8 protein-coding genes are annotated in these 6,413 nt (G+C 46.8%); 1 reads left to right on the top strand and 7 read right to left on the bottom strand.

Going from position 1 to position 6,413, the window contains the following annotated elements; genetic code table 11:
- From IH879_17655 to IH879_17635, 5 genes are all read right to left on the bottom strand, one after another.
- Positions 1–390, bottom strand: a 390-nt coding sequence (locus IH879_17655; GenBank protein MCH7676749.1) for a hypothetical protein, incomplete at its 3' end; no start/stop codon positions are given.
- A gap of 923 nt (positions 391–1,313) precedes the next feature.
- Positions 1,314–2,003: a DUF2071 domain-containing protein gene (locus IH879_17650; GenBank protein MCH7676748.1), complete on the bottom strand. Its 690-nt coding sequence runs from the start codon at positions 2,001–2,003 to the stop codon at positions 1,314–1,316.
- Positions 2,004–2,022: 19 nt separating this feature from the next.
- Positions 2,023–2,256, bottom strand: coding sequence for a CPBP family intramembrane metalloprotease (locus tag IH879_17645; GenBank protein MCH7676747.1), 234 nt, complete (start codon positions 2,254–2,256; stop codon positions 2,023–2,025).
- Positions 2,257–2,523: 267 nt separating this feature from the next.
- Complete coding sequence (locus tag IH879_17640) at positions 2,524–3,420, bottom strand: hypothetical protein (protein ID MCH7676746.1); 897 nt, start codon at positions 3,418–3,420, stop codon at positions 2,524–2,526.
- Positions 3,421–3,512: 92 nt separating this feature from the next.
- On the bottom strand, positions 3,513–4,733 hold the full coding sequence (locus tag IH879_17635; GenBank protein ID MCH7676745.1) for an ammonium transporter: 1,221 nt from the start codon (positions 4,731–4,733) through the stop codon (positions 3,513–3,515).
- Positions 4,734–5,230: 497 nt separating this feature from the next.
- Here IH879_17635 and IH879_17630 point away from each other — a divergent pair, with 497 nt between their 5' ends.
- Positions 5,231–5,410 (top strand): hypothetical protein, encoded by a 180-nt coding sequence (locus IH879_17630; GenBank protein ID MCH7676744.1) that lies wholly within the window; start codon positions 5,231–5,233, stop codon positions 5,408–5,410.
- A 70-nt stretch (positions 5,411–5,480) separates the two neighbouring features.
- On the opposite strand, the gene IH879_17625 is transcribed toward IH879_17630, so the two are convergent.
- Positions 5,481–5,909, bottom strand: coding sequence for a hypothetical protein (locus IH879_17625; protein MCH7676743.1), 429 nt, complete (start codon positions 5,907–5,909; stop codon positions 5,481–5,483).
- Positions 5,910–5,936: 27 nt separating this feature from the next.
- Positions 5,937–6,413, bottom strand: a 477-nt coding sequence (locus IH879_17620; protein MCH7676742.1) for an alanine:cation symporter family protein, incomplete at its 5' end; no start/stop codon positions are given.

Here is a 6,413-nt window from a genome sequence, read left to right as displayed (position 1 = left end):
GCCGCCTGCTGTGGTAAAATTTCCTCCGACGTATAGATCGCTACCGTCTACTGCTAAAGCTAGCACAAGTCCATTCGTGCCGCTGCCCAGAGCAGTCCAGGCACTGCCGTCCCATTTTGCGATGTTACTAACACTTACTGCTCCGGCCAGAGTAAAACTCCCCCCGACATATAAATCAGTTCCACTGACCGCCATTGCAAGTACGGTACCGCTGATACCGAGTTGGTCGAACCGATCATCCCAATTAATGTCGGCCGGATCAGACTGTACACTTTGTGATTTTGAATCTTGGAATGTTTGTGATTCTTGTCCAAGTATCAGAGAAGTCGCAATGAACATCAAGACAATGCTACCGGTCATGACTTGCTTTAGATTGGTCACAATTTTCATTTCAAATTCTCCATCAAAGCTGATTTAAAGTTTAGTTTGTTATCATTAATGAAATTCAACAACGATATAGGCAAAGGCAATGCCAAACTCCAGAAGGCTCATTTTCCAGAAAACCGAACCGCCCTTAACTGTCAGTTAAAAAAACACTTATGGTTTTATGAAAGGAAGGAAGCGGCTATTCAGGTGATTTTTCCGGCCTGGTAAAATTTGCTGATATCAGCCAACCGATTTGATGATACCAACCGATTGGCTGAAATGAGCCAATCAGAAAAAGACAGGACGACCGACCTCCCGATCATCCTTTCTGTTCTGCAGACATTAAAGAGTTTGTTTGTGGGTTGACTGCTACCCTGATTTACCTGGTTTTTGCCGTTTTTTCTTCAATTTGTTGCTTATTTGTGACTCGCTAAATTCGGTATGCAATATTTACAATAGTTTAAGGTTATTAATTAGGATTTAAAGTCAAAAATCTTTTAATTTCTGGGTAGGGTAAATAAATAGATGTACATGATTGGGCATGAGTATATAGGCCCATCGGAATAAAAAATGTTCTCTTGCTTGAGAAAGTTCGTCAATAAATAGTGTGCAACAGTTGGGGTCGTTCAGATAATGAAAACGGTGATAACAGGAAAAAGTCAGCTCATGAGCGTGGCCCGGGATATCGTAACTTTTAGTTTTTCCTTTGTTCTGAATTGGGATGAATTGTCATTAATTTAACTTTGTCCTGTTGGTTACATCTGGATGAGCACGGCCTGAAGCATGGCCTCAACTTGATTGGGGGGCACGTGCCACACGGATTTTTGTTTTAGTTTGTCAAGGGCACCCGCGCGAAGCAAATAAAGATAATGACATAGAAACACAAAATTATTGCAGCTCTCTTCATGACAATACTCCTCCATAATTGATAAAAACTGCTGGCTCAGTCACGCCAGTTTGCTTGGAAATGATACACAAACTTTTGAGCCAACGGCATAACAGACATTTTCAGGAAGACTTGAATTAAGAAATGCGAATTCATTACCACATACTTCTGAGAAGTTTACATTAATTGAGTAAGACTCAATTGTTGATACTTTCCACTGAGGATGATTTACTTTATATTTTATTGTTTCCGAACCATTTTTTGTGAAACCAAAATAATGTTCTGTGATAAATTCTTCAGTAGAACCTCTTGGGGGGATTTCTGGAGTATTGCTAAAAGAAACGGAAAATGTATTTGTTAAATATTTGCCCCAAGAATATGAAATATTTGGATGACTAATTTTGTGTGACATTGGTAAGGCAACATAATTTTCGTTAAAAAAATTATTTGCTACAAATGGAATAGTTTTTAACGGCACAATTTCCTTGATAAATGTTACAGACCTTTCTGAATAGTCATAATTTGGTTTCACATAGAACCTAAGATTGACTTCTTCAAAATTGCTGTGGTAGGGTATTGGACAGCCTAAAATTCTTGTTTGCCTAAACATAAAAGCCACGAGGCTCAGGTAACATTTATTCTCGTGATAATCTAAAGTTGTTTTTTCAGGGACAAACTTATTCAATATTTCCGGTTCTACGACATAATTAGCAAAAATTAAGTCTACCCATTCTGCATTTAAAAAATTCATAAGTGACGAATCTGTTTTTTTATGAACCTCCACCCAAATACATCTGAATCATTAATATCGTGTCCATATATGCATGTGCAAGAATTAGAACCCAAAGATTTCGTTTGACAAATAGGAATGAAATCCCAAGGGCTAATCCCATAAATCCAGTTTGAACCATACCCATCAAGCCCCATTCGAAATGTGCTAATCCAAATATTATAGCACTAATTAACACGGCTATTTTCAACCAATTCTTACTGTTTCCAGCCATTTCTGAGATACGGGTAATTAGGAATCCACGATATATGCTTACCCGAGCTTAATCTAAAAAGCCGCATAACATAACCTAGTGGATCGATGGAAAATTGTCCATGCGATCAACTCATATAACTGGAAAACTTACCAGCTATTTTTATATTGATCCTATGAAGCATGGAAAAAATACATTGATTTTTTTCCACCTGGTATATTCAGATATTGCGTAACAGGGAATTTGATTTTGTTGTTGGGCTTTGGCTGGGGACGGCGCTTCCGGCGTTCAGAAGGCGATCCCGAGGCCGAGGGAAAGAATGACCTCCGAGCTGTCGCCGCCATTGATCTTCTCAAGATTGTCGCCCAGAAACAGGATGCTGACCCCACCGCTCAAGGTCCAGCTGCCCAATCGGGCGGGAACGAAGTTCAGCGGGGTCGAGAGCGAAACGCCACCTTGCGCGAATCCGAAGAAATCGTCGCTCCCCGTGCCGAATTCAAAATAGTTCGAGAGACTGAAACCCGTGACAAGGGGAAACGAAGCGGAGACCGGGTCGATGAGATCGAACGCGGGCTCGATGCCAACTTCGAGGTAGATCCCCTCATCGTCGCCGCCGTCGGACTGTCCATCCAGCTCCCAGGCGAGGGTCACGGACGGCTGAACGCCGGAAAAGCTGCTCGACTCTCCTCCGAACAGGCCCGAGTCATCGAAAGAAATCGAGATGTCGAGTTCTTTTACCGTTGCGAACGCGGAGTTCGGGCTATAGAGCACGACGTAGCTGACGGAGCTGCTCCAGTTCTCCGCGAAGTCGACGCCGATCCCTGCGTAGGCGTCGAGCTCGTAATGCATGGACATTCCGGCCCCGCCCGAGCCGGTCGGCCCGTCGTGCAGACTGTTCCAGGTACCGATATTGAAAGACCACGACGTGTTCTGCCCTTCCCCGAGCGGGAACACGAAATCGATCCATGGCTGCGCAATCGCTCCCCGGTTCTCCTGTACGATGCCCCGAAAGAAGTACTGGTTAGTCATGTCGACTCCGATGCTGCTTTCAACCTGCGCTTGTGTTTGCGCAGGCGCTCCTTCAGAATCCTGAGCGGCGGCGGTATCCAACGCAAGTAACGTGGCACCGACCATGAGTATGGTTCGGACTGCGCTTGATTGGGTTTTACAAGTACTTTTTTTCATGACTGTTGTGTCCCTGTTTGTGAGTCCAGTTATGGATCTCCCCACCCTCGCCTGCGGAGAGCCGTTGCCTGCATCCGATCGATAAAGCATTCTTACTCGGCGCCGAGGTAGGCTGTCTCTCCGTGGAGAGCGTTGTCGAGGCCCGCCTGTTCGTCGGCGTGCGACACGCGTACGGGTGTGACCTTGTTGATGGTCCACAGCAGGGCGTAGGTGACGATGAAGGCCCAGGCGATACCGACCAGCACGCCCACCAGCTCCGTCACGAAGAAGGAGCTGTCTCCGTAGAACAGGCCATCTGCCCCATCCGGATTCATGCTCTTGGTAGCCAGAAGGCCAAGAGCAAGGATCCCCACGGTGCCACCGATACCGTGGACTCCCCAAACGTCGAGCGCGTCGTCCCAGTTCTTCTTTTGGCGAAACACGACAGCAGCATAGGGGATACTACCGGCGAGGATCCCGATCAACATCGCGCCCTGGGGTGCCACGAAGCCAGCTGCCGGGGTGACGGTAGCCAGGCCGGCAACCGCACCGACGCAGAACCCGACCAGTGTCGGTTTCTTCTTTAGCTTCCACTCCAGGATCATCCAGGTCACGCCGGCAAACGCACCGCCGATCTGCGTGTTGATGAACGCCAACGCAGTGATCTCGTTGACTGCGAGGGCACTGCCGGCATTAAAGCCGAACCAGCCGAACCATAGCAGGGCCGTGCCGAGTGCAACAAACGGGATATTGTGGGGTTCCGGCTCGGAGACACGCCTCTCGTGCAGAAAGAACACGGTGGCAAGGGCTGCGATGCCGGCAATTACGTGAACTACAATGCCACCAGCGAAGTCCAGTACGCCGTAATCCGCCATCCAGCCGCCGCCCCACACCATGTGGACGAATGGGTAGTAGACCAGCAATTGCCAGCCCACCAGGAACGTAAAATAGGCCTTGAACGTCATGCGGTTGGCGAAGGCGCCGGTAATCAAAGCGGGAGTGATGATGGCGAACATCAGCTGATAGGCAGCAAACAAGTAGACGGGAATCCCCAGTCCCTCGTAGACGTCTCCGGCGCCAATGCCCAGCATCAAGAAGAAATCGAACGGGTTGCCAATGATGCCGCCGATGTCGCTTCCGAAGCAAAGCGAGAAGCCGACCGTCACCCAGAGCACGGTTGAAATGCCCAGAGAGACGAAACTCTGCATCATGATGGCCAGAACGTTCTTTCGTCCTACCAGGCCGCCATAAAAAAAGGCAAGGCCCGGTGTCATGATCAACACGAGGGCGGTGGCCACGAGCATGAAAGCGGTATCGGGAGCATTAATCTGCATTAGTTACCTCCTTGGGATAGGTGCTGGAGCGGTATAAGCGTACCTGTAGTCAGATGCGCATTGTAGTTGCTCGAACGTGCGTTGAGACATTGACTCAATCTACTCTAACGGCGAAACAGCGCACCGCATCCCTCGTTCCGACGTTTATCCACAACCATCTATCGAGAGCCCGGGGCGTGAGCCTGCATAGCGCGTATAGTTTCCTTATATCACGCCAATATTACAATCTTTTCATTGACACACAAGGAAAAAGTAACTATGTAGAAGAAAAAATGACAAATAATCACAAGACGGATTATGATAGAGCATTTATGTTCGACAGCAATAACATAGTGGATGGATGGAAAATTGTCCACGCGATCAACTCATATAACTGGAAAACTTTCCAGCTATTTTTATATTGATCCTATGAAGCATGGAAAAATACATTGATTTTTCCACCAGGTATCTTGAGATATTGCGTAACAGGGAATTGAAAGAAATTAACGGTTAGCAAAATGAAACGCAACCAAAAATTTGAACCAAACGGGGATGCCAGGCTGATGCACCAGGTCAAAGAAGTGTTGCGCTATTGTCGTTATGCAGTTGAACAATTGGTGTGTTACCAACCGTATGTATGGGTGAAGGATTCAATTGGCTTCTATCTGGTATTTCCCCCTCTTTTTTGTAAACATTAGATCTAACTTTGTATAAGATTGTAATGATTTCGATTTCAAACATTGTCCAATAGCTATTTTTTGTTAGGCATTAGCCTGCCCCTCGCTTAATATCGACCCATTTGTCATTAGACTCAGCCATCAGAGCCAAGTACTTTTTTTCAAAATCCTGCCTATTGAATTTCGGATTTCTTTCAAATTGAAACTCTAACTCTACACTAAGATCTTTGAGGCGATTTCTAATACTGGTTTCTAGAATCCATAATTTTTCAGGAGTTCTTAACACAACGTATCCTGTGACCAACGGCAGGATTAAAGCAAGAATTACTGAAATTTGCCGAGATTTAATAACGTTAAATATGGTAAAGTCGAATGCTGCAGTTATAGCTACAAGAACTGAAATTATCGAAGCCCCCAACCATAAGATTCGATTGAGCCTCCTATGCTTCTTAGCCTCATCCTCAAACCACTTATATCTATCAGTGACTTTCTTATAAAGCTTATCTTCCTGGATTGACATGGGCTACCTCCACTCCATTTTCGGGGTTCAACGCCATACTTCAGGCACCACGGTTTCCTTGATCTCGCCCGATTTGAGCCTGGCCAGATAACTCTTCAGGTCGGCCTTCAGTTCGGGCGCCATGATGTAGAGCCCGACGATATTGGGGATGGCCAGAAGGAAAAACAGGCTGTCGATAATATTGAAGACCTGGGCCGCGCTGAGCACCGCCCCCGGGATCAGCAACAGGCAGAAGAGCGTTTTGAAGGTCGTCACCGAGCGCTTGCTGTCACCGAAAATGAAGGTCCAGATCTTTTCGGTGTAATAGCCCCAGGAAATAATGGTCGAAAAACCAAACAGGAATACGGCCAGCGCCAATACGTAGGGGAACCAGGCAATCGAGGTCTCGAAGGCCTTGGAAGTCAGCTTCACGTCCTCGAGCCCCGGGATTTGCCAGGCCCCGCTTATGACGATCACCAGCGCCGTGATGGTGCTGATCACCACGGTATCGATGAACGGCTCCAT

The sequence above is a fragment of the candidate division KSB1 bacterium genome (genome assembly GCA_022562085.1).
Lineage (GTDB): Bacteria > Zhuqueibacterota > Zhuqueibacteria > Oceanimicrobiales > Oceanimicrobiaceae > Oceanimicrobium.
The sequence above is the reverse complement of the archived record's forward strand: the minus strand, read 5'-3'. Positions and strand labels throughout refer to the sequence as shown.